21 protein-coding genes are annotated in these 25,232 nt (G+C 72.9%); 13 read left to right on the forward strand and 8 right to left on the reverse strand.

Translation table 11 applies throughout. The features are described from left to right. Nucleotides 1-35: 35 nt before the first annotated feature. Nucleotides 36-1,163 (forward strand): alpha/beta hydrolase, encoded by a 1,128-nt coding sequence (locus IE242_RS31145; protein WP_189865267.1) that lies wholly within the window; start codon nt 36-38, stop codon nt 1,161-1,163. Nucleotides 1,164-1,576: 413 nt separating this feature from the next. Next, the gene (locus IE242_RS31150; protein ID WP_189865270.1) at nt 1,577-3,094 is read left to right on the forward strand and encodes a hypothetical protein; all 1,518 of its coding nucleotides are present in this window, start codon (nt 1,577-1,579) and stop codon (nt 3,092-3,094) included. 105 nt (nt 3,095-3,199) lie between these two features. Here IE242_RS31150 and IE242_RS31155 read toward each other — a convergent pair whose 3' ends face one another. Beyond that, a complete protein-coding gene (locus tag IE242_RS31155; RefSeq protein WP_189865272.1) occupies nt 3,200-3,613 on the reverse strand; it encodes a VOC family protein in 414 nt (137 codons plus the stop codon). A gap of 290 nt (nt 3,614-3,903) precedes the next feature. Here IE242_RS31155 and IE242_RS31160 point away from each other — a divergent pair, with 290 nt between their 5' ends. The 3 genes from IE242_RS31160 to IE242_RS31170 all read left to right on the forward strand — a co-directional run bounded on the left by IE242_RS31160 (nt 3,904) and on the right by IE242_RS31170 (nt 7,109). Then, on the forward strand, nt 3,904-5,502 hold the full coding sequence (locus IE242_RS31160) for an ABC-F family ATP-binding cassette domain-containing protein (protein ID WP_030578323.1): 1,599 nt from the start codon (nt 3,904-3,906) through the stop codon (nt 5,500-5,502). Nucleotides 5,503-5,912: 410 nt separating this feature from the next. Then, the gene (locus IE242_RS31165) at nt 5,913-6,134 is read left to right on the forward strand and encodes a helix-turn-helix domain-containing protein (RefSeq protein WP_030578326.1); all 222 of its coding nucleotides are present in this window, start codon (nt 5,913-5,915) and stop codon (nt 6,132-6,134) included. A gap of 171 nt (nt 6,135-6,305) precedes the next feature. Beyond that, nucleotides 6,306-7,109: an enoyl-CoA hydratase/isomerase family protein gene (locus IE242_RS31170; protein WP_189865274.1), complete on the forward strand. Its 804-nt coding sequence runs from the start codon at nt 6,306-6,308 to the stop codon at nt 7,107-7,109. 169 nt (nt 7,110-7,278) lie between these two features. Here the strand turns inward: IE242_RS31170 and IE242_RS31175 are convergent, their stop codons facing one another. Further along, the gene (locus IE242_RS31175; RefSeq protein ID WP_229859672.1) at nt 7,279-8,169 is read right to left on the reverse strand and encodes a nucleopolyhedrovirus P10 family protein; all 891 of its coding nucleotides are present in this window, start codon (nt 8,167-8,169) and stop codon (nt 7,279-7,281) included. An 86-nt stretch (nt 8,170-8,255) separates the two neighbouring features. On the opposite strand from IE242_RS31175, the gene IE242_RS31180 reads away from it, so the two are divergent. The 5 genes from IE242_RS31180 to amaP all read left to right on the forward strand — a co-directional run bounded on the left by IE242_RS31180 (nt 8,256) and on the right by amaP (nt 10,778). Then, nucleotides 8,256-8,741: an Asp23/Gls24 family envelope stress response protein gene (locus IE242_RS31180; protein ID WP_189865276.1), complete on the forward strand. Its 486-nt coding sequence runs from the start codon at nt 8,256-8,258 to the stop codon at nt 8,739-8,741. Between the two features lie 39 nt (nt 8,742-8,780). Further along, the gene (locus IE242_RS31185) at nt 8,781-8,966 is read left to right on the forward strand and encodes a hypothetical protein (protein WP_189865278.1); all 186 of its coding nucleotides are present in this window, start codon (nt 8,781-8,783) and stop codon (nt 8,964-8,966) included. Nucleotides 8,967-9,063: 97 nt separating this feature from the next. Beyond that, nucleotides 9,064-9,453: an Asp23/Gls24 family envelope stress response protein gene (locus IE242_RS31190; protein ID WP_189865280.1), complete on the forward strand. Its 390-nt coding sequence runs from the start codon at nt 9,064-9,066 to the stop codon at nt 9,451-9,453. Next, nucleotides 9,450-10,193: a DUF6286 domain-containing protein gene (locus IE242_RS31195; RefSeq protein ID WP_189865281.1), complete on the forward strand. Its 744-nt coding sequence runs from the start codon at nt 9,450-9,452 to the stop codon at nt 10,191-10,193. Before IE242_RS31190 ends, IE242_RS31195 begins: the two co-directional genes overlap by 4 nt. A 6-nt stretch (nt 10,194-10,199) precedes the next feature. After that, the gene (gene amaP / locus IE242_RS31200) at nt 10,200-10,778 is read left to right on the forward strand and encodes an alkaline shock response membrane anchor protein AmaP (protein ID WP_189865283.1); all 579 of its coding nucleotides are present in this window, start codon (nt 10,200-10,202) and stop codon (nt 10,776-10,778) included. Between the two features lie 9 nt (nt 10,779-10,787). Here the strand turns inward: amaP and IE242_RS31205 are convergent, their stop codons facing one another. The 6 genes from IE242_RS31205 to IE242_RS31230 all read right to left on the reverse strand — a co-directional run bounded on the left by IE242_RS31205 (nt 10,788) and on the right by IE242_RS31230 (nt 18,606). After that, nucleotides 10,788-11,543 carry an SDR family oxidoreductase gene (locus IE242_RS31205; protein ID WP_189865285.1) on the reverse strand — a complete coding sequence of 252 codons (756 nt, stop codon included), beginning with the start codon at nt 11,541-11,543 and terminating at the stop codon, nt 10,788-10,790. 5 nt (nt 11,544-11,548) lie between these two features. Beyond that, a complete protein-coding gene (locus IE242_RS31210; protein ID WP_189865287.1) occupies nt 11,549-13,351 on the reverse strand; it encodes a glycoside hydrolase family 15 protein in 1,803 nt (600 codons plus the stop codon). A 56-nt stretch (nt 13,352-13,407) separates the two neighbouring features. Next, a complete protein-coding gene (locus IE242_RS31215; RefSeq protein WP_189865289.1) occupies nt 13,408-14,211 on the reverse strand; it encodes an SURF1 family cytochrome oxidase biogenesis protein in 804 nt (267 codons plus the stop codon). A gap of 204 nt (nt 14,212-14,415) precedes the next feature. Further along, entirely contained in the window at nt 14,416-14,649 is a 234-nt protein-coding gene (locus IE242_RS31220; protein ID WP_189865291.1) for a metallothionein, read from the reverse strand. A 97-nt stretch (nt 14,650-14,746) separates the two neighbouring features. Next, nucleotides 14,747-15,724, reverse strand: a complete 978-nt coding sequence (locus tag IE242_RS31225; protein ID WP_189865292.1) for a DEDDh family exonuclease — start codon at nt 15,722-15,724, stop codon at nt 14,747-14,749. Nucleotides 15,725-15,957: 233 nt separating this feature from the next. Continuing rightward, nucleotides 15,958-18,606, reverse strand: coding sequence for an MXAN_6230/SCO0854 family RING domain-containing protein (locus tag IE242_RS31230; RefSeq protein ID WP_189865294.1), 2,649 nt, complete (start codon nt 18,604-18,606; stop codon nt 15,958-15,960). Between the two features lie 277 nt (nt 18,607-18,883). Between IE242_RS31230 and IE242_RS31235 the strand changes: the two genes are divergently transcribed. The 3 genes from IE242_RS31235 to IE242_RS31245 are packed head-to-tail and all read left to right on the forward strand — an operon-like array spanning nt 18,884 to nt 25,160. Beyond that, nucleotides 18,884-24,127, forward strand: coding sequence for an HD domain-containing protein (locus IE242_RS31235; protein ID WP_189865296.1), 5,244 nt, complete (start codon nt 18,884-18,886; stop codon nt 24,125-24,127). An 8-nt stretch (nt 24,128-24,135) separates the two neighbouring features. After that, nucleotides 24,136-24,489, forward strand: a complete 354-nt coding sequence (locus IE242_RS31240; protein WP_189865298.1) for a hypothetical protein — start codon at nt 24,136-24,138, stop codon at nt 24,487-24,489. Continuing rightward, nucleotides 24,486-25,160: a hypothetical protein gene (locus IE242_RS31245; RefSeq protein ID WP_189865300.1), complete on the forward strand. Its 675-nt coding sequence runs from the start codon at nt 24,486-24,488 to the stop codon at nt 25,158-25,160. Before IE242_RS31240 ends, IE242_RS31245 begins: the two co-directional genes overlap by 4 nt. The last annotated feature ends 72 nt before the right edge of the window (nt 25,161-25,232 follow it).

Below are 25,232 nucleotides of genomic sequence, written 5' to 3' on the forward strand. Positions count from 1 at the left end.
TGGCCGCCCGTTGCGCAGGAAAGGACACTGAGGGCGTGCGCACAGTCAAAGCCGCGGCCGCGGCCGTCACCGCCGCCCTCGCGGCCGGCGCGGCGAGCGTCGCCGCCGGCCGGCTCGCCAGCGACGCCGCGCTGCGGGCGCCGGCGGGCCGGCCGCTGCCCACGGAACCCCGCCTGACCGTCCATGCGACGGCCGCCGGGCAGATCACGCTCACCCGCCACCTCGCCTCCCTGCGGCCCGGGAGGTACGGACTGTGCGGGGACGGGTCCCATGCGGTCGTCGGCCCGGTCCTGGAGGCCGTCCAGCACTCCGTGGACACGGTCGCCCGCCGTCTGGAGCGCGTCACCCACGGCACCCTCACGCCCGGCGACAAGGTGTGGTTCACCCCGAACCTGTACGTCGGCGAGCCGGGCGCGGCCCTCGGCCTCGACCACACCGACGTCGACGTCCCCGGCGAGCTCGGCGCACTGCCCGCCTGGTTCGTGCCCGCCGCCCGGAGCACCTGGGTGATCGCCGCACACGGCCTGGGCACCACCCGCGAGCACGCCATGAACGTGATGGGGTTCCTGCACAGCCAGCAGTTCCCGGTACTCGTCCCCGTCCACCGTGGCGACCCCGGTGCCCCCCGGCCCCCGGACGGTCTGAACCGCCTCGGCGAGACCGAGTGGCGCGACCTGGACGCGGCCGTCCGGTACGCCCTGCGCGAGGGCGCCGACCGGGTGGTGCTCCTCGGCTGGTCCACCGGTGCCGCGATGGCCCTGCACACGGCGGCCCGCTCCGCGCTGCGCGACCGGATCTCGGGGCTGGTCCTGGACTCGCCCGTACTCAGCTGGGAGACCACGCTGCGCGCCCTCGCCGCCGCCCGCCGCACGCCCGGCGCCCTGCTGCCGCTGGCGGTCCGCGCCGCCCAGGGGCGCACCGGACTGCGGACCGACCGCGTCCTCGCGGCCACCGGCCCCGAACGGCCCAGGGTGCCGGTCCTCGTCTTCCACGGCCCGGGCGACACCGTCGCCCCCTGGGCCCTGACCCGCCGCTTCGCCGACCGCAACCCGGCCCTCGTCGCCCTCCACACGATCCCGCACGCCTTCCACGGCGCCATGTGGAACGCCGACCCCGAGGGGTACGAGGAGACCCTCCGCCGGTTCCTCGTCCCGTTGATGTGAGCACTCATTGAGGATTGAGGTGAGTACTCGTCGAGGTGAGCGGGGCGGGGCGGACAGGGCCGCTCAGGGACGGTCTGTGGCCGGTTCGCATCGGTAGCGCGGTGGCGGCGCGACGGCGGCGCACCACTGCCCGTCCCGCCTTCCGGCGCCGCCGCACACCCACCGGCACGGGAAGCGGCACAGGCGCCCGCACGGACCGCTCCCGCCGGGCCGGTGCCCGGTCGCGGCTCGGACGGTGGCTCCGGGTCGGGTTCCGGGGTCCTCACCGGCATCCAGCGGCACATTCCGCTTCCGGTCGGGGAGGGCCCGAGACCGGCACAGTTCCCTGTCGTTGCTTGCCTCGTTGCTCTCCCTGACGGCCTGCTGTGGCATTCCGTTTGGGTTTTCGGACCGTCAACCGGAAGACTGCCCCCGTGACGTCCCGTAACCCGCGCGACTCCAGGCTCCGACTCGTCGGCCCGCGTACGCTGGCCGCCGCTCCGCGAGCCGTGACCCAACGCCGCCGCCCCGCACCCCGGCCACCGGAGGGCACGCCTCCGCCGGCGGAACTGGCCCGCATGGCCCGCGCCCGCCTGGCGGACGCCGCACGGGTCGCGCGCTGGGCCGACACCGCACTCCGTACCGGCCCGGCGAGCGTGCGGCCCGACGGCGTGAACGGGGCCGGCGCGGGCTCCGACACCACGGGCACCCTGTCCGACGCGAGCGCCGAACGGGCCGCCGCCGACCTCGGGCTGAATTCCGCGCAGGTGCGCGCCGACTGGGACACGGCACGCCTCGCCGGCCTCGTCGAGGTGCACGGCGGCAGCGCCCGCCCCGGCTGGCGGCTGCGCGCCTGGCACCGCGACGACAGTGCCGTGCTGCGCGGCTGGGTCGCCCTGTTCGACGCGTGGTCGCTCGCGTACCCCGAGCCGGCCGACCGTGAGCCCGCCGCCGTCGCCGAGGTCGTCTCCGCGATGCCCCAGGTGCTCTCCTTCCTCCAGCTCTCCGCCGGTCCCGTCCCGGTCGAGCAGCTCCTCGACCTCCTGGAGCAACGGGTCACCGAGCTCCGCACCGAGCGCTGCGAGGTCCCGTACGGCCCCCAACCCGGGCCCGATGCCGCCGTACCGGTCCCCGATGCCGCCGTAGCGGTGTCCGATGCAGCCGTACCGGCCTCCGAGGCCGTCACACCGGCCTCCGCGGAGACGGCGGACATCGGTGACGGTGACGCCACCCCGCTCGCCCCGCTCCTCGACTGGGCCCTGCGGGCCCTCGCCTCGGTCGGCGCCCTCACCTACGGCGACGGCCAGGCCACCCTCACCCCGCTCGGCAGCTGGGCGGTGTGGGTGAAGCTGGAGCAGATCTGCGTCGCCGCGCAGAGCCCCGCCGGGAACATCGAGGTCTCCGCCGAGGACATGCTCCGCGGCTGCGCGCAGCTGCGTCCGAACGCCGCCCGCGCCGAGTACCGCGCCTGGCTCGCCGCCCGCCCCGTCGGCAGCGCCGTCGCCGAGATCCTCGATGCCGCCCGTGGCGAGGACGCCCTGCTGCGCGGCCTCGCCTTCGAGGCGCTGCGCGTGGTCGGTGCCCCGGCCGAGCCCGATGTCCGTGCGGCGGTCGACGAGCCGACGCTGCGGCCGTACGCCCTGCTCTGGCTCGCCGAGCACGACGGCGCCGACGCCGAGGACGCACACGAGGCGCTGACCCGCGAGGAGGCCACCTGGCTGTGGGTGGACACCGCGGCGGCCGTCGCCGACCACGGTGAGGCCCCGCTCCTCGTACGGCACCTGGAGTCCGCGATGCAGCCCACGGTGCCCGCGCTCCTGGAGGAGGTCCGCGCGGTCGGGCATCCGCGCACCGTGCAGGTCCTGGTGGCGCTCGCCGCCGCGCACCCCGACCCGGCGCTGGCGAAGGCCGTGCGCCGGGCCGCCTTCCAGGTCCATACCGGAGGCAGCTGACGGACCCCGGTCCACAGGTGACCCGGCCGCCGTGCCGGGCGCCGGGTGCCGACGTACCCGGAAGGGGTTCCGATGCGCCGGGGCTGCCGATGCGCCGGGGGTGTGTCAGATCCCCGTCTCGGGGGCGTACGTGCCGAAGGTCCACACATTGCCCTCGGCGTCCCGGGCCATGTAGTCCCGGGAACCGTAGTCCTGGTCCGTCGGGGGCATCAGGATCTCCGCGCCGTGCTCCACGGCGGTCTGGTGGTGTGCGTCGACGTCGTCCACCACGACGTACACCCCCACGGGGCCCGCGCCCTTCATCGCGTTGTCGAAGGCGCTGCCGCTGCCCCTGGACCCCAGCATCACCGCGCCGTTGCCCTGCACCAGCTCGGCGTGCAGCACCCTGCCGTCCTCACCCTCGTACACCGACAGCTCGGTGAAGCCGAAGGCCTCCGTGAGCTGGGTGACCGCGGCCTTCGCGTCCGTGTAGAGCAGCGTCGGGCAGATGCTCGGACGCCCACCGTCCATGCCCGCCATACCGATCACTCCCTCTCGCCCGGCGGCCGGAACAGCGCCGGACATCTCCGGAATCCGATCCGGCGCCCAGTGTGGCACCCGCCACTGACACCGCCAGGCCCCCACCGCGCCGCCACCGCCCCCGCTCCCCGACGGTGACGGAGACCACGCCGTCCCGCCCGGCCGGGCAGGAAAACCGCTTGCTACCCCCAGCTAGAATCGGCCCATGGCCATTCTCCTCGCGCATTAGACGGCGTGACCGCCTTCAGCCGCCCACCCCGCCGTCAACGACCCTGCCCGGGAGTCTGTCCGTGATCTCCGCCTCCGGTATCGAGCTGCGCGCCGGTGCCCGCATCCTCATCGAGAACGCCACCTTCCGCGTCGCCAAGGGCGACCGCATCGGTCTCGTCGGCCGCAACGGCGCCGGCAAGACCACCCTGACGAAGGTCCTCGCGGGCGAGGGCATCCCCGCCGCGGGCACCGTCACCCGCTCCGGCGAGGTCGGCTACCTCCCGCAGGATCCGCGCACCGGCGACCTCGACGTGCTCGCCCGCGACCGCATCCTCTCCGCGCGCGGCCTGGACACCCTGATCCGCAAGATGCGCGAGAACGAGCAGCGCATCGCCACCGGAAAGGGCTCCACGCGCGACAAGGCGATGAAGCAGTACGAGCGCCAGGAGACGGAGTTCCTGACCAAGGGCGGGTACGCCGCCGAGGCCGAGGCCGCCACCATCGCCGCCGCGCTCAACCTGCCCGACCGGGTGCTCGGCCAGCCGCTGCACACCCTCTCCGGCGGTCAGCGCCGCCGCGTGGAGCTCGCCCGCATCCTGTTCTCCGACGCGGACACCCTGCTCCTCGACGAGCCGACGAACCACCTCGACGCCGACTCGATCATCTGGCTGCGCGACTACCTGAAGACCTACCGCGGCGGCTTCATCGTCATCTCCCACGACGTCGACCTGGTCGAGACGGTCGTCAACAAGGTGTTCTACCTGGACGCCAACCGCTCCCAGATCGACGTCTACAACATGGGCTGGAAGCTCTACCAGCAGCAGCGCGAGGCCGACGAGAAGCGCCGCAAGCGCGAGCGGCAGAACGCCGAGAAGAAGGCCGCAGCCCTGAACGCGCAGGCCGACAAGATGCGCGCCAAGGCCACCAAGACGGTCGCCGCGCAGAACATGGCCCGCCGCGCCGAGCGCCTGCTGTCCGGCCTGGAGGAGGTGCGCCAGCAGGACAAGGTGGCCAAGCTGCGCTTCCCCGAGCCCTCGCCCTGCGGGAAGACCCCGCTCATGGCGGAGGGCCTGTCGAAGTCGTACGGCTCGCTGGAGATCTTCACCGACGTCGACCTGGCCATCGACAAGGGCTCCCGGGTCGTCATCCTCGGCCTCAACGGCGCCGGCAAGACCACCCTGCTGCGGCTGCTCGGGGGAGTGGAGCAGCCCGACACCGGCTCGGTCGTCCCCGGTCACGGCCTCAAGCTCGGCTACTACGCGCAGGAGCACGAGACCCTCGACCCCGACCGCACCGTGCTGGAGAACATGCGCTCGGCCGCGCCCGACATGGACCTGGTCGAGGTCCGCAAGGTGCTCGGCTCGTTCCTGTTCTCCGGCGACGACGTCGACAAGCCGGCCGGCGTCCTCTCCGGCGGTGAGAAGACCCGTCTCGCCCTCGCCACGCTCGTCGTGTCGTCGGCCAACGTGCTGCTCCTCGACGAGCCGACCAACAACCTCGACCCGGCCAGCCGCGAGGAGATCCTCGGCGCGCTGCGCACCTACAAGGGCGCGGTCGTGCTGGTCACCCACGACGAGGGCGCCGTGGAGGCGCTCCAGCCGGAGCGGATCATTCTGCTCCCGGACGGCATCGAGGACCTGTGGGGCGCCGGCTACGCGGATCTCGTCGCCCTCGCCTGAACCCGCGCGGGGCCCGGCGCGGCCCCGGAGCGACGGATGACGTGGTGCGACGCGGGACGGCGTCACGTCCACTTGATCGAATGACTGATCCACTGCGTATGGATCATTCGGCCGATCCGTGATCCATCATCTGTGTGAGATCTCCTCGTACCCGGGTGTGTTCACCACCGATTTAACGGCCGGGCCCCCTTTCACCGGGGCCCGGCCGTCGCGCGTCGCTGACCTGCCGCTTCTTCGAAGAACATGTTCGGCCGCACGGACGCCCTGGCGCGGAATAGCGGATTCCGGTCGTGGGTACGCACTCCTGTCGTCACAACCTTGTCCTACGGACCTTGCCGAATGGGTGGCCATCGGGCCGCGGAGGGGTGATCATGAGGAGACCAGAGCGCACTTCCCATGAGGAGGCACGGGTGGCCGAGACTCTGAAGAAGGGCAGCCGGGTGACCGGCGCCGCGCGCGACAAGCTCGCGGCAGACCTGAAGAAGAAGTACGACTCCGGTGCGAGCATCCGGGCACTGGCCGAGGAAACCGGCCGCTCGTATGGCTTCGTCCACCGGATGCTCAGCGAGTCGGGCGTCACGCTGCGAGGACGCGGCGGGGCGACGCGGGGCAAGAAGGCCCAGTCGGCCTGACACCGGGCGGCCCCTCGTCTTCGACGGTGGTCACCCGGCCGGTCTCCCCCTGAGTCCTTGAGGGACCCGGGGGACTCCCGGACCGGCCGGGTGGTTACTGTGCAGTCACTTACGGACGCCGGCGTGCGCAACGTACGGCGTCCATCCGACCGCACTCATCGGAGGCGCCCCATGGCTTCGCCCGACCAGGACCTCGCTCCTGTTCTCGACAAGGACGGCGTACGGCTCACCGTCGACGACGCGATCGCCACGGTGACCCTGACCAACCCCGCCAAGCGCAACGCGCAGAGCCCCGCTCTGTGGCGCACGCTCGCCGAGGTCGGCCGGGTGCTGCCGGGCTCCGTCCGGGTGGTCGTGCTGCGCGCCGAGGGCAAGTCGTTCTCGGCGGGGCTCGACCGGCAGATGTTCACACCGGAAGGCATCGAGGGCGAGCCGTCGTTCACCGATCTCGCACGCGGCAGCGACGCCGAGATCGACACGGCCATCGCCGGGTTCCAGGAGGCCTTCACCTGGTGGCGGCGGAGCGACATCGTGTCCATCGCCGCCGTGCAGGGACACGCCATCGGCGCGGGTTTCCAGCTCGCGCTCGCCTGCGATCTGCGCGTCGTCGCGGACGACGTGCAGTTCGCCATGCGCGAGACCTCTCTCGGCCTCGTCCCCGACCTGACGGGCACGCACCCCCTGGTGACCCTCGTGGGGTACGCCCGCGCGCTGGAGATCTGCGTGACCGGACGCTTCGTCCGGGCGGAGGAGGCCGTGGCCGCCGGCCTCGCCAACCTCGCCGTGCCCGCCGGACAGCTCGACGACGCCGTGCGCGACCTGGCGTCGGCCCTGCTGGCCGCCCCGCGGGACGCCGTGATCGAGACCAAGGCGCTGATCCTCGGCGCGCAGGAGCGGACGTACGAGGAGCAGCGTGCCGCCGAGCGGGCCGCCCAGGCCCGACGGCTGCGGGACCTGGCGGGCATCGGGGAGTAGCGGCCCGGCGCGGGCGGGGGAGCGCTCGCTCCAGTCTTCCTCCGTCCGATCCTCCGCCCGTTCATCCTCCTGTGCGCGCTCATCCTTCTCCGCCCGCTCATCCCCCTCTGCCTGTTCATCCTCCTTCGCCTGTTCACCTTGCTCCGTCTGCTCGTCCCTTGCCGTCTGCTCAGTCCTTCTCCGCCCGGTCCACCGCCGTGACCAGGACGGCCACCGACGGGTGGTCCGGCAGCGCCCCGCCCGCCGCCGCGCGCACCGCACGCGCCACGTCCAGCGTCCGCCGTGACGCCGCGACCGCGATCTCGACACGGACGTGACGGCGCGGCAGCGCGGGGCCGCTTCCTCGTCCGGAGCCGGTCCCGGTGCTGGTGCCGGTGCCGGTGCCGGACGGGGCGGTGCGTCCGGGTGCCCCGATGTGGATCGCCCGGCCCAGCCCGCCCAGCACGCCGGTCAGCCGGGTCACGCCCGGAACGGCCAGCACGGCGGCGGCCACGCGGGCCTCCTCGTCGTTCCCGGGCGACTGCTTCCGCTCCCCGGGGAACCCGGCGGAGGGCTCCTCCGGAGGAGGAGCCGGGGCCGGAGGTTCCTCCGCGTCGAGCAGTCCCGTCACCCGCAGATCCACCTCGGTCACCGTCAGCCCGAGGCGTTCCGTCGCCGACCGCGCCAGAACCTCCCGGAGGCGGCCCGCCGTCACCGGAAGGGGCTCGGCGGCCGCGGCCAGCGGGTCCGCCGAGACCCGGAACTCCACGTCGATGCGGAGCGGCCCCGGCGGCAGCGCGCTCGGCGGCGGGGGCACGGCCGGGTCGTACGACTCGTCGGGGCGGGCTGGCGAGATCCGCAGCCGGCCCGGGCGCACCCCGCGCACCGAGGCGGCCGCGTCGTGCAGGGCTGGCCGGGCCGCCCGCTCCGTGATCCACGTGCCGTCGCGCGGGCCGCCCAGGGGGAGCACTCTGCCCAGCGCGAGCTGTCGGTGTACCGCGCGCCGGTCCTCCGCCGTCGGCCTGTCCCTGTCCGGAAATGCCGCGCGCCGCTCTGCCGCGGCCGGATCGTCCGCCGTCATTGCTCCAGCCTGCCGCATACTCAGCGCGCCGACAGGCATCCGCGCTTAATGTGGGCAAAGGAGAACAACCGGAAGGGACGTACGCCATGACCGACATGACGGAGCGGAACCGGACGGGGAAGACCGAGGGTGAGCCCGGAGAGGGCTCCGCGGGCCGCAGGGCCACCCGGCGGGGCGGCGGCGACCCGGCGACCCGCGGGCGCACCACCATCGCGGACGGGGTCGTCGAGAAGATCGCCGCGCTCGCAGCACGGGACGTGGACGGTGTCCATGCCATGGGCAGCGGGCTGTCACGGACCTTCGGCGCCGTACGGGACCGGGTGCCCGGCGGCTCCAAGGCGGTCACCCGAGGAGTGAAGGCCGAGGTCGGCGAGGTGCAGACCGCGCTCGACCTGGAGATCGTCGTCGAGTACGGCATGTCCATCGCGGATGTCGCCCGCGCCGTGCGCGAGAACGTCATCGCCGCCGTCGAGCGCATGACCGGGCTCGAGGTCGTCGAGGTCAACATCGCCGTCGGTGACGTGAAGCTGCCCGACGAAGAGGAAGAGGAGCCGGAACCCCGGCTGCAGTGATCCTGTACGGCACCGGACCGAACCGCTGAGGAGCACAGCATGAGCATGGCCGTGGTCGGCATGATCGCCGGAATGGTGCTGGGTTTCGCCGGATACTTCGGCGGATTCGGTGCCTTCCTGCTGGTGGCGGCGCTGGGGGCGGTCGGCTTCGGGGTCGGCCGGTACCTGGAGGGAGATCTGGACATCGGTGACTTCTTCCGGACGCGCGACGACCGGCGACGGTGACGGACACCCCGTGAGCGGCGACGGTCGAGGAGACGGTTCAGGACAATCCGCCGGCGACAGCGGCGGCCGTGACGGTTTTGGACGCTCCGGCGAGAGCGTGCAGGCGCCGTCCGCCGTCGCTCCGGCCGAGCGCGGCGCGACCCGGATCGCCGACGGGGTCGTCGCGAAGATCGCCGCCCAGGCGGCGCGCGAGGCGCTGGGACGACTGGCACCGGACGCCGCGCCCCCGCACGCCACCGTCGCCGTCCGTCCCCGGGCCGCCGACTCCGCCCGGGCGGAGCCGGCTCCCGTCGCGACCGCGCATGTCCGCATCGGTCTCGAACTCGACTACCCGACCGACATCGGCGGCCGGTGCGCCGCCGTGCGCCACCGGGTCGCCGAGCGGGTGGAGGAGCTGACGGGGACGGAGGTACTGGAAGTGGCCGTCCGTGTGGAGCAGCTGCACCGTACGTACGCACCCGGCACGGCACAGGGGAGGACGCGATGAGCGAGCCCCGGGGGCCGGAGGACACCGGCACCGACGGCACCAGGCCGCCGCCGCTCATGGAGAAGGCACCGGGAGGCGGACCCGTCAAGCCCGGCGGGCCCACCGATCCCGTGCAGTCCGTCGAGCCCGTCCTTCCTGACCGGTCCGAGTCCGCCGCCGGTCAGGATCCCGTGCCCGCCGCCGGCGTGGAGGGCGGCCGTGAACGGCGCTTCTGGTCCGCGCGGCGCGTACCCGCGGCCGTGCTCGCCCTGCTGCTCCTCGCCGGTGCGGGCCTCCTGCTGTACGACATCGCCGCCGTCCGCGCGGGCCGGACCGCCATGGAGTGGCGCCGGACCCTCGCCCGCGAGCTCGCCGCGCGGCCCCTCGACGACACCTGGGTGCTCGTCGGCGCCGGGATCACCGCCGCCCTCGGGCTGTGGCTGCTGCTCCTCGCCGTGACGCCCGGACTGCGGAAGGTGCTGCCGATGCGGCGCCTCCACACCGACGTCCGGGCCGGACTGCACCGCGACGCCGCCGCCCTGGTGCTGCGCGACCGGGCCATGGAGGTGGCGGGCGTACGGACCGTACGGGTCCGGGTCCGGCGCACCAAGGCCGACGTGCGCGCCGTCGCGCACTTCCGGGAGGTCGACGAGGTGCGCGCCGACCTCGAGAATGTGCTCGCCGACGGCGTGCGGCGGCTCGGGCTCTCCCGGCCGCTCGCGCTCACCGTGCAGGCGCGGCGCCCGGGACGGAAGGGCTGACAGCCGATGATCAAAACGGTCAACCGGGTGCTGCTGGGGCTGGCCGGGCTGCTGTGCCTGGTGGCGGGCGGGTCCGTGCTCGCCGTCGGCCTCGGTGTGCGGCCGCCCTCGTGGTGGGTGCACGACGGGCGGCACGACGTACTGCTCGACGACGCCGCACGGACGCGCTGGCGGGACGCCGGCTGGTGGTGGCCCACCGTGATCGCCGTCCTTGCCGCGCTGGTGCTGCTCGCGCTGTGGTGGCTGGCCGCCGTACTGCGCCGGCGCCGGCTCGGCGAGGTCCTCGTGGACACCGGCGACGGCCGGGGCGCCCTGCTGCACGGCCGCGCGCTGGAGGACGTGCTCGCGGAGGAGGCGGAGGAGACCCCGGGAGTCGCACGCGCCCGGGTGCGGCTGACCGGACGGCGCCGCGCCCCCGGGGCGCGGGTACGGCTGCTGCTGGAACCCCACGCGGACCCCGGGGAGGCGCTGCGCACGGTCGCCGGCCGGGCGCTCACGCACGCCCGGGACTCCACCGGGGCGGCCGCTCTCCCCGCCGAGGTACGGCTCAGGGCAGTGGGCCACCGGGCGGAACGGGTGAGCTGAGCGCGGGGCTCAGAAGCCGTGCCGGGACCCGCCGTCCACCGGCACCATGATGCCCGTCAGATACGACGCGGCCGGCGACAGCAGGAACGCCGCCGTCCGCCCGAACTCCTCCGGAGTGCCGTACCGCCGCAGCGGGATGCGGGCCTCGTTGGCCGCGCGCGTCACCTCCGGCTCCGGCGAGAGGGCGTCCAGCTCCCGTACCCGGTCGGTGTCGATACGGGCCGGCAGCAGGCCCACCACACGGATGCCGCGCGGGCCCAGCTCGTCCGCGAGGGACTTGGCGAAGCCCGCGAGGCCGGGGCGCAGACCGTTGGAGATGGTCAGGCCGGGGATCGGCTCGTGCACGGAGCCGGACAGCACGAACCCGATGACACCGCCCTCGCCGAGCTCCGCCGCGGCCGCGCGCGCCAGGCGCACCGCCCCCAGGAACACCGACTCGAACGCGGCCGCCCACTGCTCGTCCGTGTTGTCCGCGACGAAGCCGGGCGGGGGGCCGCCGACGCTGATCAGGATGCCGTCGAAGCCGCCGAACTGCTCGCGCGCGGCGGCGATCAGCCGGGCGGGGGCCTCCGGGGCCGCGTTGTCCACGGCGAGTCCCACGGCGTTCTCGCCGAGCGCGTCCGCCGCTCTGGCGACACTCCGCTCGTCGCGTCCGGTGACGACCACCTTCGCGCCGTCGGCGACGAGTTCCCGCGCGCTCGCGTGGCCCAGCCCGCGGCTCGCCCCGGTGACGACGTACACCCGGTCCTTCAGTCCAAGATCCATGGGGCCTATCCTGCCCCCTCGTCCCCGAACAGGGCGAGGGCGGTGCCGACGAGGCCGATGTGGCTGAACGCCTGCGGGAAGTTGCCGAGCTGATGACCGGCCACCGGGTCGTACTCCTCCGCGAGCAGTCCCACGTCGTTGGCGAGCCCCACCAGCCGCTCGAACAGTTCGCGCGCCTCCTTGGTGCGGCCGGCCAGGTGCAGGGCGTCCGCGAGCCAGAACGAGCACACGAGGAAGGTGCCCTCGCCGCCCGGGAGGCCGTCGACGGATGTCTTCTCGGCGCTGTAACGGCGCAGGAAGCCGTTCTGGCCCAGCTCGTCGCGGACCGCCTCCATGGTGCCGATCACCCGGGGATCGTCCGGTGGCAGGAAGCCGACGCGCGGTATCACCAGCAGCGCGGCGTCCAGCTCCTGCGAGCCGTAGAACTGCGTGAACGTGTTCCGCTCCGGGTCGTAGCCCCGCTCGCACACCTCGCGGTGGATCTCGTCGCGCAGCGCCCGCCAGCCGTCCAGGTCCCCCTCCAGCTGCGGCTCGGCCTCCAGGGTGCGTACGGCACGGTCGGCGGCCACCCAGGCCATCACCTTGGAGTGCACGAACTGGCGGCGCCCCCCGCGCACCTCCCACAGCCCCTCGTCCGGCTGCCGCCACGCCGTCCTCAGGAAGTCCATCAGGGCCACCTGCAGCCGCCACACGTGCGGCTCGGGGGGCAGTCCCGAAGCGCGGGCCAGCGACAGGGAGTTCATGACCTCGCCGTACACGTCCAGCTGGAGCTGTGCCGCCGCGCCGTTGCCCACGCGGACCGGGGCCGAGTCGCGGAAGCCCGGCAGCCACGGCAACTCGTACTCGTGCAGGCGCCGTTCACCGGCCAGCCCGTACATGATCCGCAGATCGGCCGGGTCCCCGGCGACCGCGCGGACCAGCCAGTCGCGCCAGGCCACGGCCTCCTCCTGGTAGCCGGCCGCGAGGAGCGCGCCCAGGGTGAGGGTGGAGTCGCGCAGCCAGCAGTAGCGGTAGTCCCAGTTGCGCACGCCGCCGACCAGTTCGGGGAGCGAGGTGGTGGCCGCCGCGACGATGCCGCCCGTCGGGGCGTAGATGAGGGCCTTGAGCGTGATCAGGGAACGGACGACCGCGTCCCGGTACGGGCCGTCGTAGCGGCAGTGGGACACCCACGCCCGCCAGTCCTCGACGCTGTGCCGGAGCGCTTCGTACGGGTCGACCAGGGGAGGGCGCGGCTCGTGCGAGGGGTGCCAGGTGAGGACGAAGGCGACCTTCTCGCCCGCCTCCACGGTGAACTCGGAGTGCGTGGCCCGGGCCTCGCCCCAGGTACGCACCTCCGGTTCGCTGCGCAGCCACACGGAGTCGGGACCCGCGACCGCCACCCGGTGGCCGTTGGTTCTGCGCACCCACGGCACGACCGAGCCGTAGTCGAAGCGCAGCCGGAGCGTGCTGCGCACGGTCACCCGGCCGGCCAGGCCCTCGACGATCCGGACGAGGTCGGGGGCGCGGTCGCGCTGGGGCATCAGATCCGTGACGCGGACGGTGCCTTCGGCCGTCTCCCATTCGGTGTCGAGGACCAGCGTGTCGGGGCGGTACGCGCGCCGGGTGCAGGCGCCCGCGCCTACGGGGGCGATCCGCCAGTGCCCGTTCTCCTCGGTGCCGAGCAGCGCCGCGAAGCACGCCGCCGAGTCGAAGCGCGGCAGGCACAGCCAGTCCACGGAGCCGTGCCGGCTGACCAGCGCGGCCGTCTGGTGGTCGCCGATGAGGGCGTAGTCCTCGATGCGGGGGTGGTCCTCGGTAAGGGGATGCACGGCTGCCGTCTTCCCTGCGACCCGGGTGATCAATCCGCCGCGTGGGCGGGGGTGCCCTACACCGCGGCGGGCGCCGCCTCCTTCTCACCCTCGTTCTCGGCCTCGGCGGCCGCCGCCTCGCGGTCGCGGCGCTCGCGGCGGACCAGGATCACCCAGCCCACGGGGACGCCCGCGGCGAACAGCCACCACTGGACGGCGTACGCCATGTGCGGGCCGATGCTGCCGTGGTCCGGCTCGGGGATCAGCTCCGGGCTGCCGCCCTGGGGCTTCGGCGAGGTCAGCTCGATGTAGCCGCCGAGGACCTCCCGGCCCAGGAGTTCGGCCTGCTGCTCGCTGTTGATCAGCATCACCTGGCGGTCGGGAAGGCCCTTGAGGTCCTTGATGCCGCTCTCGGCGGTCGTCTGGTCGGGCATCAGCCGCCCGGTGACCGTGATCTCGCCCCGCGCGGGCGCGGGGATGTCGGGGAACTCGGTCTGGGCGCCGTCCGCGGGGATCCAGCCCCGGTTGACCAGGAGGACCCGGCCGTCGTCCAGCACGAACGGGGTGAGGACGTGGTAGCCGACCTTGTCGTCGGCGTTCGTCCGGCGCCGGACCACGACCTCGTGCCCGGTGTCGAACCGGCCCTTCGCCGTCACCGAGCGGTACAGGTCCTTGTCCTCGTCGATGGTGGCACCGGGCGCGGTCAGCGACTCCACGGACACCGGATCGGCGCTCAGGGAGTCGGAGATCACCTTGTTCAGCGCGACCCGGTGCTCATGGCGGTGCAGCTGCCAAAAGCCCAACTCGATCATCGTCGGGATGAGCGCGAGCACGACGAGGGTGACGATCACCCACTGCCGGGACAACAGGAAGCGGTACACCTTATGACCGTACCTCGCATGAATCGGCCCTCGGCAGGCAGGTCCCGTCGAGGGCCGCGAACCCCGCGCCGGCGGGGAGCACATACCCGGCATGTAGGGGCATGGGGTATGCCGCGGACCACCTCCGCATCGGCGGAGAACGATGCGCGTACTGCCGCGGCGCGGTGTGCAACGGCGGATCGGCCTCGACGGTCACGCACACGCTCAGACCCTGTCGGCGACCCCCGCCTTTCCCTCCTCACGGGCGCAGTGCGCACAGCAGTACCACCGGCCGTCCGCCTCCACGCCCTGGTTGACGATCGGTGCGCGGCAGTGCTCGCAGACGGGGGCCATGCGGTGGATCGCGCAGGCGAAGCAGTCGAAGACATGCACCGCGCCCTGCGCGTGCACCTCGAAGGTCATGCCGTACTCATTGCCGCAGACTTCACAACGTGCCATGCGCCACAGCGTGCGGGGCGCGGGGCGGCACGGGCGAGCGGGTGCCGGGCGAGTCGCCCGGCAATCACCCGTACGTCCGTCAACGCCGGCGCGGCCGTCACTCCTCCGACGCCGGCTCCACATCGCGCAGCAGCTGCCCGAAGGCCGCCTCGTCGATCACCGGTGTCCCGTACTGCCGCGCCCTGACCACCTTCGACGTGCCCGAGTCCGGGTCGTTGGTGACGAGGAGGCTGGTCAGCCGGGACAGGCTCGTCGCGACGTGGAGCCCGGCCTCGGTCGCGCGGTCCTCCAGCAGCTCCCGGTCGACCGAGGTGTCCCCGGAGAAGGCGACCCGCATGCCCTGTTTGAGCGGTTTGCCCTCTTCGTAGCGGCCCGGGTTGGGGTACGGGCAGGCGGGGCGTCTGCGGGACGCGCGCCAACTGCCCGGCCGGTAGCCCCCCGAGGGCTGCCGGCCGATGAGCGGTGTGGCCGACCATTCGGTGAGCGGGCGGCACTCCAGCAGCGGAAGCCGCACGCCCTTGCTCACGGCCGCGTGCAGGCTCGGCCGGAACGCCTCCGCGAGCACGCGCGCGTCGTCCAGCGCGTGGTGCGCCCGCTGCTGGACCACGCCGAAGTGGGCGGCCAGCGACTCCAGCTTGTGGTTCGGCAGCGGCAGGGCGAGCTCCTTGGAGAGCGCGATGGTGCACAGCCGCTGCTTCACCGGGGGCCTGCGCTCCGCGCGCGCGTACTCCCGGGCGATCATCGACCAGTCGAAGACCGCGTTGTGCGCGACGAGCACACGGCCGTCCAGCCGTGCGGCGAACTCGTCGGCGATGTCCCCGAAGAGCGGGGCGCCCTCGAGCATCTCGCTCGTCAGGCCGTGGATCCACACCGGGCCCGGGTCCCGCTCCGGGTTGACCATCGTGTACCAGTGGTCCTCGACCTCGCCGCGCTCGTCCAGCCGGTAGACGGCGGCGGAGATGATCCGGTCGTCCCGGGCCAGGCCGGTGGTCTCCACGTCGACGACCGCGTACCCCTTGGGATACGCGGTCGGCCAGGGAGTGTCGGACGCCGCGGTCGTACGGTCTTCGAGCATGGTCACTGAGGATACGGGCCACGACTGACAGTCCGGTCGCCACCGCCCTGAGCCGGGCCCCGGCGCACCGGCGCACGCGGATGCGCGGCCCGGTTCTCCGTCCACCGCCGGGGAGTTGGCCGCGGGGGCGCGACCGCTAGCTGCAGCCCGGCAAACCACCAGCAGTCACCCGCACCCAGGACATCCCGGACTGTTCCGACAAGCGGCCAGGAACTGACCGGCGTCACGGACCGTCAGCCCAGCGCCGCCACGAGATCGCCCGCCGTCAGCGGTTCCAGTCCGCAGCCGTCCACCGGGCCGGGCAGCAGCCGGTACACGGCGCCTGTAGCCCCCTCCGGCGCGACCCTGCCCTCCAGGAGCGCCAGCAGCGCGTGCTTCCGGCCGGCGGCCTCGGCGGCGAGCGCCATGAGCGCCTCGGCGCCGTCCGCCGGGCGGCGCCGCTCGGGCGGTTCCAGGGAGCGGACGCGGGCGGCGAACGCCACGTCCGGTTCGCCGTCCCGGCGCCGGTAGTGCCACAGCTCGTCCGCCGCTCCCGTCGCCGTCGAGGGGGCGCGGTGGACCACCGCGACCTCGTCCGTGCGGGCCGCCGCGTGCCAGACCGCGAGATCCCACAGCGTCGTCCGGCCGGTGGCGAAGTACTGGAACAGGTCGCGGGCGACACGGCCCAGGTCGGCGCTGTGCCGGTGCACGCTGTGGTAGCCCTCGGAGGCGGACAGGTGCAGGTCCGTCCACAGGAACGTGCGCCGCTCCAGGTCCACCAGCAGGGGCACGTGGATACGGGAGTCACCCTCCAGGTCGTACCGCTGACGCACCGTCCGGGGCTGGAAGGCGGAGGTGCGGCCGGCCCTGGACGGCAGTGCCATGAATCCGGCGAACGCGTCGACGAGTTCCTCGAACGGGATGTTGTTGTAGCTGAAGACGACCGGCACGGCGAACCGTATGCGCCCGTCGGAGAGGGCCGCGAGATCCAGGTCCACGTACTCGGTGGCGCCGTCCGGCGCCGGTGCCGAGGTCAGGTCCCCGGAGTGGACGGCGGCCCGCTTGCCGTGCACGAGGTGTGTGTAGTCGCACAGCCCCGCGAACGTCCAGTCCTCGTGGTAGAGGGCGACGGACAGGTCCAGGTCGACGCGGCTCCTCTCGGGCTGCGTCCAGTGCAGGAAGAGCCGCAGCACCTCGCCCTCGGGCAGCGGCTGTGTGCTGCCGCGCGGCACCGAGACCAGGGCTTTCGCCGAGGCCCCTTCGGCCGAGGGCACATGCAGGTCCCCGAGACGCGAGTCCAGGACGGAGACGTCGAAACGGGAAGCGGCGGACAGCCGGCGCAGCGCCTCGGTCTCCAGCAGCGCGCACACCGCGCCTGTCACCCGCGGCGACAGCGGGGCCCTGGTGTCCTGGGAGGTGTACGCGTGCGTCACGTGGCCGCGCGGGAAGAACACCCGCCGCTCGCCGGCCACGTCGCGGACCCGCAGCCGGCCGAGCGCCGCGAGCAGCGGCCCGGGCCCGGCCTTGGGCAGCACTCGCCGCAGCGTGCCGGCGAAGCCGTCCGGCAGGTCGTCCAGGGCGTGCAGGCGCAGCAGGTGGTCGAGTCGGCGCAGCAGTTCGCCGGGGCGCTGGGACAGCAGGGCGAGAGCGGCGTCGAAGTCCCTGTCCCGCAGGGCCTGTTCGGTGCGGGCGGCCCAGGTGTCGGCCTTGATGCGTGTCCCGTCCACGCGTACCGCCCCGGGGTGCTCGGCCGCCGTGCGCAGCAGTGCCTCGCCCAGGGGGTCGCCGGGTCCGCCGGGTCCGCCGGATCCGCCGGATCCGCCGGATCCGCCGGAGACAGCAGTGCCGCGCAGCACGGCGAAGGCGAGGGCCGCCCTGGGGCGGCGCGTGTGCTGCTCGTAGGGGTGCAGGATCTCGGCGGCGTGCTTCCAGGCCACCGGATGCCGCAGCACGTCCTCGACCAGCGTGGACGCCTCGAAACCGTCGAGCACCTCCAGCAGCCGGCGGCGCAGCGGGCGCGGCAGCGTGCGGAAGCGGCGGGGTGCGAGGAGGTCGGCCTCGCCGCCGGACCAGACCTGCAGCAACCGCAGGACGTCGGTCGCGGTGGTCAGGTGCGCGGCGAGCAGCGGGAGCGCCGCCTCGCGCGTACGCCGGTCGAGCAGCAGCGAGCCCAGCACCAGGGCCTTGGTCTCACGCACCGGGATGTCCCCGGGCAGCCAGTCCAGCGTGGCGGGGGCGTTCCCCAGCAGCAGCTTGACGTCGTCGCGGTCCTGCGGCGGCAGCGGAGTACGTCGCTCCAGCAGCCGCAGCAGGGCCCTGACCGTGTCCGCCTGCCGGTCGGTGCCGAGGTCGAGGAGCTTCAGCGGACCCCACGGGACGTCCGGCCGGTCCGCGGGCATGCCGGGCTTCAGGAACGGGTCGTCGCGATCGATCCGGCGGTGGCACAGCGGGCAGCCCGCGTAGTCGGTGCCGTCCCAGCAGCCGTGGCACACCAGGTGGGCGCAGGGGGAGACGGGGTGCACGCTGCCGACCGTGCCGCACAGCACGCACGGCTGGGCCGGCGACTGGAGCAGCAGGACGAAGACGCGGTCGACGTACAGGCGGAGCGTGTCATCGGGCACCGACGCCGGGAAGGCGCGGAACAGCGGCATGTGCGTGCGGTCGGCGCCCAGCTCGGCGTCGATCGCACGGATCAGCTCGCCGCCCGCCTCGGCCAGTCCCGCCGGACCGAGCCAGCCGAGCGCGGCACGCAGCCGGGCCGTCAGTGCGAAACCCCGGTCGAGCAGCTCGGCTTCGAGCGCGACCAGCCCCTCGGCCGTCGACGGGCCGCCCGGGCGCGGCCCGGCCTGGTCGACGTACACGGTACGGAGGCGGCGGAGCAGCACGGACGACAGCACGGACAAACGGATTCCCCCGGAAGAAGTCTGTGAGTGAGGCGGGGGCGGAGAGTGAGCGCGCTACAGGAGTCATAGAAAGAGAGAGAAGGAAGCACGCTTGCGGAGCCGCCCCCGCGATCACGACTCTAGGATCCGGCGGTCGCCCGGCGCCACTCGTTTTCGCCACGCCGGTCTCCCCGAGCGCACGGCTTCCGCTCCGCACCGTCCGCGGCGCGTGTCCCGCCGCCCTCGCTGTGTCATTCTGACCGGCGGCGCGGCGAGTTCTTCGGGGAGGCGGGCGGGCATGGGGGAGAGCAGACGGGCACTGATCGTGGCCGTTCCGCAGTACGAACTGTCGGACCACTTCGAGGACCTGTCGGACACGGTCGGCCACGACGTCGAGCTGATGACCGCATCCCTGCGCTCCTCCGGCTACAGCGTCGAACTCATAGGGGCGGAACCCGGGGACCCGGCCGGGCGCTCGCGCATACTCAGCGCGGTCAGCCGCGTGTGCGCCACGGCGCCGGAGGACGGCACCGTCCTCGTCCATTTCACCGGACACGGTCTCTCGGTTGACGGCGCCGACCACCTCGTTCCCGCCGACGCCCAGCTGACCTGGGAGACGACTCCTCCCCGGGTCGCCGTCGACAGCCTCATCGGCCTCGATCTGTCCAGGATGCTGCGGGGGTGCCAGGCCGGCACCGTCCTGCTCACCGTCGACGCCTGCCGGGACGCGCTCGGTGGCGAGTCCTCGGGAGGCCGCGCGACGGTGTTCCCCGCCGGCCGGGACCGGGTCGCCGTCCTCTTCGGCTGCGGTCCGGGCCAGACCTGCGGAGCGGACGAGGAGTCGGGCAGCCACTTCTCCCGGGCGCTCGCCGAGGCCCTGCACGCCGACACCTCCCCGCGTACGGTCGCCGAGGTCATCGCCCACACCGTCCGCAGGACCGCCGAGTTCGCCAGGGCGGCCCGGCAGAAGCAGACCCCCACCGCGCACTACGCGCCGAGTGGTCATGAGGCGATGGGCGAGGTCGTCCTGTGCACCGGCCGCACCCTCCAGGAGGAGTGGACCACGGCCGTCCGCGACCCTGAGTTGTGGGCGGCCGTCGCCTGCGACGACGAGCGCCGCGCGGAACTCCAGCAGGCGCTGGTCCGGCTGACGGGGGAGTGCGCCAAGTGGCGTCGAACAGGTCACGCCGCCGTCCCCGACCCCTGGGCGGACGACGACTACCCCGTACGCGTCCTCTCCCGCGGGCTGCGTCCCCTGCTCGCCCCCTCGCAGACCCAGGGCGGACCGGTCCTGGACGCCGGGGAGCTCACCGCGCTGGCCGCGGCACCGTTTGTCCGCGAGGCGGTGTACGCCATGGGTCTCAAGGGCGTGGCCGCGGCCGACCCCTTCCGGCTCGAACCGGCCACCGGCGACCTGGCCCGGGACCCGGAACGGGCCGACCTCGAGCACACGTTCGCCGCGCACGCGCTGCTCCGGCGCAAGGGGCGTGAACTGGCCGGGCGGAAACGGACCGAGGACGCGGGGGCCGTGGCCGCCTGGCTCGTGCACCGGCATGTGAGCGGCAAGGAGGAGCTGTGGGACAAGTACGCCCCGCAGCTGCTCGCCCCCCTGGCCAAGGCGATGATCGGAGCGGACGCCCCGTCGGCCCGGATCGGTGAGCTCACCGACGAGCTCGTGCGTGTCTGCCGGCAGACCGCACTCATTCCGGCACGGCCGTACGAGGGGGAACGGGAGCCCGCCGAGGCCCGCTGGCGCCTGGACGAACTCGTCTGCCCGGACGGGACGCCGGAGTGCTGGCGCCCTCGCGAACTGTCCTGGCTGATCGGCGTCGCCGGTCTGCTGGGCGGTGATCCGCGGCAGCTCCCCGGGGTCCTCGTCGACAACATCGGCATCACGGACGGCCTGAGCCCGGACCGGGCCGTCGCCGCGGTACGGCAGCTGCGCTGGGCCCGCGACCGGCTGGACAAGGGGCTCGACCTCGACCTGGCCTGCCCGCACCCGGCGGTGCACGCCGGTTTGGAGGCCCTGACGGACTGGGCCGACGAGGCCGTTCAGAACATCCGCCGGCATGCCGGTCCCTCCGGGCCCACCGGCCTCTTGGCCCATCTCCCTGACCGGGTCACGTGCGGCAGGCTGCGCCCCCAGTACGACGTGGCGACCAAGGGCGACGCCTACGGAGTGCCGCTGATGAGGTTCGGTCTTGCCGAGGACGAGACGCGCGAACTCCTCATGGGCACCCGGCTCTACGGCAACCGCGCGCTCGCCCTGCGGGAGCTGTACCAGAACGCCCTCGACGCCTGCCGCTACCGTCAGGCCCGGTACCGGTACGGTCAGGTGGCCCACGGCGTCCCGTACGCCTGGAAGGGCGACATCGTCTTCCGGCGGGGCACCGACGAGGACGGCCGCCCCTACGTGGAGTGCGAGGACAACGGCGTCGGCATGGGGCACGAGACGCTCCGCGGCACCTTCGCGCGCGCGGGACGGCGTTTCGAGCAGTCCCGCGAGTACCGCAGGGAACAGGCCCGGTGGCGCCGGGCCGACCCGGACCTGCGCATCTTCCCCAACAGCCGCTTCGGCATCGGCGTCTTCAGCTACTTCATGCTGGCCGACGAGATCAGCATCTGGACCCGCGCCACCGACGAGTACGGGCGCCCGGAGGCGAACGGCGGACTGCGGGTCGACATCGCCTCCAGCGGCAGCCTGTTCCGCATTCGCAGGAGCGAGGAGGCACAGCCGGGCGGGGGGACGCGGGTACGACTCTATCTGCAGGCGGACGACGTGGACGTGGCCGGGGAGCTCGGCAAACACGTCTGGCGCACCGACTTCGGCATGCGCGTGGAGCGGGACGGCGAGGTCGTGCGGACCTGGGAGGAGGAGGCGCTCCACTACTTCGGGGATCACACACGGCCGGTGGCTGCGGGGGCGGACATCTGGTTCGTGGAAGGGCTGGGGTGTCTGCTGGTGGACGGGGTGCTGGTGGACGCGGACGGGATGAGCGAGGAGGAGCATGGCAGCGCGAGGGACTGGCTGGGGGCCGCGGGTCGTTCCTTCCGCCGCGCATCCGGACGTGACCGCCGCGACTGGCATGCGATGGGCGGCCATCCTTTCGGGTGCGTAGTGGACCTCCGGGGGGTCCACGCGCCGGACATCAGCACCAACAGAAACAGTCTGCTCTCCTACGACGGATCCTGGGCCGACGACCGCATCCGCGAGGCATGTAAGCGCTTCGACGCACCGCAGTGGCTCACCCTCGAATGGCTCTGGGCCTTCGCCGAACTGCACCCTGACGGTGCCGTCGAGGTGACGCGGCGGCTGCTCGCCGTCCAGGCAGGCATCACCAGCAGACTCGGCTGGAACAGGACGAACACGGTCGACTTCCCGAGCGTCGGCTGCTTCCCTGCGGACGCGGGCATGGTGGCGCTTCGGCACGAGTCTCAGACCTCATACTCGGGCCACCTGTCCATGGTTCCGGCCGTGGCGGCCTGGAGGGCGCAGGTGCTGCGATCGGTGGGCGTCCCGTTGGCCCGGAACGTACGAGCGCTTCCTCTGCCCGCCACCGTCGAAGGCTATGCCGACCTACAGGCCTGGGAAGCACGCATCAGACCGCCGTTTTCCGACTTCTGGTCGTCCTTGCAGCGGAGCGCCCTGATGCCCCTTCCCGGGGAAGCTCTCTCGTTGGGCGATGTGCTGCGGCGGCTGAGACGTTACGCGGTCATGGGGTTGAAGCTGCCGGTCCTGGCTGACCTCAATGCCGCACATCGCCTGCTACTGGATTCCACGGATCGCAGTCTCCTTGCCGGCCGTGAAGTGTTCGACGGGCTGCTCTTCCCGAAAACCGACGGGACGTGGGGAGTCCTGGACACGCTCAGAATGATCAGCGCGGAGACGAGGGTGCCGCTGCGCGAGGCTCTCGTGAGGGCACGCCGTCTCGCGGCTGCCGGCTTCCCGGTGACTGTCCCGGACACCACTGGGGAACCTCCCGAGGGCATGGTCGCTTCCTGGCGTGAGCTTCGCGTTCTGTCCTGGCACCCGAGCTTTGCCCCACCTGGGGAACGCGCTGGACACGACCGGCCGACCCGAGGGGAGTACGAGAAGGTGCTCGCACGCTACGGCTGGCTCGGGCTGTCGTCGTCGGAGGGAGCGCCCATCTTGACGGACGAGCCGGAGCAGGAGACGTCGGAGGACGGCGGGCGGGGTCCTGATTGGACGAAGAAGCGCAGCGACGAATTCGAGCGGTGCTTCGGGACCGGCGGGCACGCTCACGGCACCGATCTCTCTCTGCATCAACTCGCCCGGGCTTCCGGCATGTTGTCCCTGTCCGTCGCGGACACGGTCGAGTGTTACGCCGATGCCTTCGCGAGGTACCGCCTGGGACTTCCGGATTACGCAAAACTGGCCGACCGGATTTTTACACGCCTTGACAGCGATCTGCTGGGTGCTGCGCTGGACCGTTGGTTCGACCTCGGTATGGAGGGAGCTGCTGTCTGGCCTGTTCCCCTGCTCGACACAGCGACCGCGGTGTACAAGGTGCAGGCGAGTACGGAAGAAGTCGTCGAGAGTCTTCGAGGTCTTGCCGGACCAGGACTGGTCGATCCCGAGGCGCCGGCCTTGGTCGAGCACTGGCGGACCCTTACACCTGGGGATTGGAAACTGCTTCCTGGGGACGACTCCGTCCTGCGCGGCGGCTATTTCCTCGCGTCGGTGCACTTCGCGCGTGCAGCGCTCAGCGACGGGATCGATCTCATTTACGTCTTGTGCGTCGCGGCGTACGCCGGGATGCCGATCGGTGCGGCCCTCGCGCGGCTGCGCGAACTGGGGCCTCTCGTAAGGCTCGACGTCTCGTCACCGGAACTGCCACCCTCGGCGGCTGTCGCCGACAGGCGCCCCGAGCCCCAGGACTTCCAGGCATGTTGCGGGGTGTCGGGCACCCGCCCGCGCTGGACCCCGCCCAACCCCGCCGATCTCGTCACCCACGCCCTCGCAGGTAACCGCACGCTCGGCGAGAGCATCGCCATTCTCAGCCAGTACGCCCCCCTGGGCGCCCTGTGGACCGAGCCCGAGGACGAGGACGACCCGGGTCACGGCGCCTGGCGCGAGCACCGGCCCACCCCCCACGACAGGGCCCTCTTCGAACCGGACCTTGTCGGCGGACTACGCGCGGGCCCCCTCGAGCTCCTCCACGTCGCCGCCCGGTTCGGCTGGCCCGTCGACCAGGCATGGGACCGCCTCGCGCCGTACCGCCCCTTCGGCCTGAAACTGCTCGTGGAACGACCCGGGTTCGAGGCCGTTCCCACCTGGCAGGATCTCATTCTCCTGACCGAGCACTACACGGGCGGCGCCCCGGCGCTGAGTGGGCGGGTGACGCCCGAGCGCATTGCCGTCACGGCTAGGGAGCTGGAGCAGCCCACGCGCTGGGTGCACCACCGGCTCAGCCTGTACGCGCCGCTGTTCGGTCTCGAACTGCCCGACGACTACCCGGCCGAACCGGCCGCGACGCCGACCCCCGAGCCCTTCCGGGCCCCCGCCGAGCCCACCGAGTGAGGAAACCCGTGCCCGACCACGCGTCCACCGACTTCCACGAGCACGAGACGGCCGTCCGGCCCGATGACCGGTTCGACGTCGTGCGCTCCGACGACGGCCGCTGGTACACGGTGACCGGCCTGTGCCCGACGTGCCGGGCGACGGTCGTCTTCCGAGTCGCGTACGGCGTCCTCGGCCCGTCCAAGCGGCTGTGGGGGCGCGACCCGCACCGCCCGGAGCCGCTGACCGGCAGTGTCACGGTCTTCTGCCAGTGCGGCTACCCGCATGCCGAGCGGCCGCCCGAGTCGCCCGACACGGGGTGCGGCGCCTTCTGGGACGTGCCGGTGTCCGGGACCGGGGCCGGGCAGGGAGCGGCGTCGTGACCGATCTCGCCAAGAAGCGGTTCGCCCAGCTCGGCCAGCAGCTCCAGTACGACCAACTCAGCACCGTACGACGGCAGGCGGAGGGCTGGCGCAACGGGCTCACCGGCCTCACCGGACTGGTCGGCGTGGTCTTCGTGCTCAAGGGGCGGGAGAGCGTCGCCGGCATGCCCGGCGTCTGGCGCTGGACCACGGCCCTACTGCTGGTCGCGGCGTTCGTCTTGCTGCTCGCCGGAGCCCTGTGCGCGGTGCGGGCCGCGCACGGCCAGCTGGGGCAGGGGACCTGGCTGTCCGGCGAACGACTGCTCGCGGCTGTCCTCGACGAGGTGGAGCGCACACAGAGTGCCGTGATCACGGCACGCAGACTCTCGATCGCGGGCCTGAGCGCGATCGTCATCGCGATCGCGGTCTCCTGGCTGGTGCCCGTGAAGAACGCGGCGGACCCGGCCGGGTCCGGCAAGGACGGGCCGTACGTCCTGGTCGTCACGGACCGCGGGACGGAGTGCGGGACGCTCGTGGTGGGGGATGCCGGGGCGGTGACCATCAAGCAGGCCAAGGCCAAGGCCGAGTCGGACAAGGAGGCGCCGCAGAAGACCACGTTGGACGACGCCAGGCAGTGGCACCGGATCCCCGCCGACGATGTCCGCTCGGTCGTCCCGACGGACGGATGCTGACGCTGACCCGGTGCGCACACGACCCCGGCCCACTTGGCGGAGACCGCCAACAAGCAAGCGCGTACCGCCGGT

The organism is Streptomyces poonensis, assembly GCF_014650915.1.
Lineage (GTDB): Bacteria > Actinomycetota > Actinomycetes > Streptomycetales > Streptomycetaceae > Streptomyces > Streptomyces poonensis.

Bases quoted from the DNA above. Each gene is read 5' to 3' on its own strand.
- IE242_RS31220 (WP_189865291.1), bottom strand. From the start codon at position 14,649: ATGGCACGTTGTGAAGTCTGCGGCAATGAGTACGGCATGACCTTCGAG.
- IE242_RS31205 (WP_189865285.1), bottom strand. From the start codon at position 11,543: ATGGATCTTGGACTGAAGGACCGGGTGTACGTCGTCACCGGGGCGAGC.
- IE242_RS31235 (WP_189865296.1), top strand. From the start codon at position 18,884: ATGGGGGAGAGCAGACGGGCACTGATCGTGGCCGTTCCGCAGTACGAA.
- IE242_RS31225 (WP_189865292.1), bottom strand. From the start codon at position 15,724: ATGCTCGAAGACCGTACGACCGCGGCGTCCGACACTCCCTGGCCGACC.
- IE242_RS31195 (WP_189865281.1), top strand. From the start codon at position 9,450: ATGAGCGAGCCCCGGGGGCCGGAGGACACCGGCACCGACGGCACCAGG.
- IE242_RS31175 (WP_229859672.1), bottom strand. From the start codon at position 8,169: ATGACGGCGGACGATCCGGCCGCGGCAGAGCGGCGCGCGGCATTTCCG.
- amaP (WP_189865283.1), top strand. From the start codon at position 10,200: ATGATCAAAACGGTCAACCGGGTGCTGCTGGGGCTGGCCGGGCTGCTG.
- IE242_RS31170 (WP_189865274.1), top strand. From the start codon at position 6,306: ATGGCTTCGCCCGACCAGGACCTCGCTCCTGTTCTCGACAAGGACGGC.
- IE242_RS31180 (WP_189865276.1), top strand. From the start codon at position 8,256: ATGACCGACATGACGGAGCGGAACCGGACGGGGAAGACCGAGGGTGAG.
- IE242_RS31185 (WP_189865278.1), top strand. From the start codon at position 8,781: ATGAGCATGGCCGTGGTCGGCATGATCGCCGGAATGGTGCTGGGTTTC.
- IE242_RS31155 (WP_189865272.1), bottom strand. From the start codon at position 3,613: ATGGCGGGCATGGACGGTGGGCGTCCGAGCATCTGCCCGACGCTGCTC.